Origin of the sequence: Sulfolobus sp. B1 (assembly GCF_007050195.1) — an archaeon.
Taxonomy (GTDB): Archaea; Thermoproteota; Thermoprotei_A; order Sulfolobales; family Sulfolobaceae; genus Saccharolobus.
Genome location: NZ_QIMI01000153.1, coordinates 1 through 3,356, shown reverse-complemented (window position 1 = coordinate 3,356; position 3,356 = coordinate 1). Strand labels below are relative to the sequence as shown.

Here is a 3,356-nt window from a genome sequence, read left to right as displayed (position 1 = left end):
AGGTTCTCCTATCGACTGAGCAGCTACAATACCTATTGGTTCACCAGGTTCCACTAAACCATTACTATATTCATTTATGGCTAACTCAAATATCTTGTCTATTTCGTCCCTGCTTATCAAAACATCTTTACTTACAATTAAATTTTTCAAGTCATTTACTACTTTTTGTGGAAGAATTGAGGAAGCTTTCTCTGCTTTCTCTTCCAGATATTGTTTATCTCTCTCGTCTATCATGTCTTCCACCCCACTACTCTTTCTAAAATTCTATTTGCATCAATAGACTTACCATGAGCTGAATACATTGGGAATACTCCATCATCACCATAAGCGGTTTGAATTACTTCGCCATAAAGACTTCTCACAGTACCATCATATTCCACTCTTAGATCAGATAAGGCATTAATTAACCTTCTCTGCATGTATCCACTCTGTGAAGTTCTCACTGCAGTATCAACTAGCCCTTCCCTACCTCCTGCTGCATGGAAGAATAACTCTATTGGATTCAGCCCGCTTCTAAATGAGGAGTAAATGAACCCCTTTGCTTCTGGAGAAATATCGTAGGGTTTAAAGTGTGGAAGTGTCCTAGTCGTATAACCTCTTCTAATCCTCTCTCCCCTTACAGATTGTTGCCCTAACATGGCAGCCATCTGGGTAATGTTTAACACGCTACCCCTAGCTCCAGTTCTAGCCATAACGTAAGCAAAATTAAATGGATCTAAATATTTGCTTGCAATATCACCTGCAGTACTCCTTAATTTATCTAAAGTATCCAAAATGTAATTCTCAAGGCTCTCTTCCAAAGTTCTACCCGGAATAGGTTCTAACTCTCCTTTCTTATACTTTTCTATGTAGTTATTAACCTCAACCTTGGCTTTATCTATCTCACTATATATCTCCTTCTTTATACTATCTTCTAAGGATACATCTTCAAGAGTCATAGTAAAGCCGTGCAATTCAATAAATCTTATGAATACTCTAAATAAGTTGTCCATTAACCATTTTCCATACTCTGGAGAATATTCCTTAATAAGCCAATGAAGTATACTTTCTGGCTGTTGATTTCCAATAGCTTTCTTATCAAATACTCCTTCTAATAGGATACCTTTCTTAATTACAACAAATGAGTCGTGTGGGCAATCCTCATTCTTACAGAGCCTTGGACCACTACTTACATTAGCCTGTCCATGAAAATTGAAGTCTTTAGGCAAGAAAATACTGACGACTTGTTTCCCAGTGTAATATTCTTTTGGTGCTAGAATAGCTGGTTCTCCTAAATCTACTTTAACATCAGCTACGCCTAAAATTTCTTGAGCTTCTTCCTTAGTTAATAGTGTTGTCTTAACTGTTAATAAGTAAGCTCCACTTATGTAATCTTGAGCTGCACCAATTATTGGACCACCGTATCTAGGGGTAATAATGTTCTTATGAACTAACATTATTTCCCTAGCTTCAGCTATTGCCTCCTCTGACTGGGGAACATGTAAGTTCATTTCATCTCCATCAAAATCAGCGTTATAGGGTGGACATACTAGCAAATTAAGCCTGAAAGTAAGACCTTTTAGTACTTTAACTCTATGAGCCATCATAGATATTCTATGTAGAGACGGCTGCCTATTAAAAAGCACAACGTCTCCATCAATCAAATGTCTCTCTACTATATAGCCAACAGATATGGTAGAAGATAACTCTTTCCTATCTTTAACATATCTAAGATCTATTCGTCTTCCATCTGGCCTTATCACATAGTTTGCTCCAGGCCACTTATCAGGTCCATTTATAATAATTTGTCTTAGTTTTTCTATATTCCAAGGTGTAACTCTTTCTGGAACTGTTAACGTTCTAGCTACTAACTCTGGCACTCCTACTTCATCAATACTAATATTAGGATCTGGCGAAATAACAGTTCTTGAAGAGAAATCGACTCTTTTACCAGATAGGTTTCCTCTAAATCTACCTTCCTTACCTTTTAATCTCTGTGCTAATGTCCTTAAAGGTCTACCGGATCTATGTTTAGATGGAGGTAAGCCGGGTATTTCGTTATCAAAATACGTTGATACATGATACTGTAGTAAATCCCATAAATCTTCTATTATTAATTGAGGTGCACCAGCATCAATACTTTCCTTTAACCTCTCATTTATCCTTACAATATCCACCAATTTATGAGTTAAGTCATCCTCAGCTCTTATACCACTCTCAATCATTATAGAAGGTCTTATTGTGATAGGAGGTACTGGTAATACAGTTAAAATCATCCATTCTGGTCTACTAGTCTTAGGATCATATCCCATAATTTCTACGTCAGTATCAGGAATTTTCTCTAATCTCTCTCTAATATCTGACGGGGATAGCTTCATTACACCTTCTTTTCTCTCTTCATAGAAATTATATGGCTTTTCCAATTTTATTTTATATTGCTTCTCACCACAGTGTGGACATTCTTGGGACTTAATGGCTGTTTTCTTTATATACTCTGTTAATCTTCTAGCTGCCGAAGGCCATCTTCTACGTATAGCATTATATATTCTTGAATATTTATCAATTTCCTCTTGCGATATTTTGAGCCGTCCACATCTCTTACAAGTAGCTCTTAAGAAATCATAGACGTGTTTTACAAAACCAACGTGTATTACAGGTCTAACTAACTCTATATGTCCAAAATGTCCTGGACAATTACCTAATGTATTCCCACAAGTGGGGCACTTTTGAGCTGGTTCTATTACACCTAATCTAGGATCCATTACGCTACCTTCTATTGGAGTTCCGTCTTCATCATACACGTCTGGTGTTATAATAGCCGTTACTGACATCTTCCTTATTTCGTCTGGTGACAATATTCCAAATTTTACTCCTTTTATAGCTTTTTCACTCATTATGATCACCCTTATTTATGATGACCTTATCCTCCAAAACTAATCTTGGTGAGATTATCATACTCATTAATTCTTGAATTAAAAGTTTAAATGCATAGGAGACTGTTACGGCATATAAGTTAGATCTGTCTCCATGTATAGGACACACATACTTATTCTTATTCCTATCATACCATCCAATATATCCGCATTGCTCACATACGTAAATTGTCGTCTTATCTGAGTTATCAAGTAACCTGTCCCTAATTAACATAGCTGTCCCAAAACCTATTAAGCAATCCCTCTCCATCTCACCAAACCTAAGGCCGCCTTCTCTAGCTCTTCCCTCAGTTGGTTGTCTAGTTAGTATTTGCACTGGACCTCTAGCTCTAGCATGTATTTTATCAGCTACCATATGATGCAGTTTTTGGTAGTAAACTACACCAAAATATATCCTAGATAACAATTTCTGCCCAGTTCTCCCATCATATACAACTTCTGTTG

Annotated in this window: 1 protein-coding gene and 2 pseudogenes; all 3 read right to left on the bottom strand. The window is 36.7% G+C overall.

From position 1 onward, the window contains the following. Window positions 1–234: pseudogene (locus DMP16_RS08675) on the bottom strand (DNA-directed RNA polymerase subunit A''); the annotation flags it as partial. After that, the gene (gene rpoA1, locus DMP16_RS08670; RefSeq protein WP_069282471.1) at window positions 231–2,873 is read right to left on the bottom strand and encodes a DNA-directed RNA polymerase subunit A'; all 2,643 of its coding nucleotides are present in this window, start codon (window positions 2,871–2,873) and stop codon (window positions 231–233) included. The pseudogene DMP16_RS08675 and the gene rpoA1, both read right to left, overlap by 4 nt. Then, window positions 2,866–3,356 (bottom strand): annotated as a pseudogene (locus DMP16_RS08665) (DNA-directed RNA polymerase subunit B); the annotation flags it as partial. The pseudogene DMP16_RS08665 and the gene rpoA1, both read right to left, overlap by 8 nt.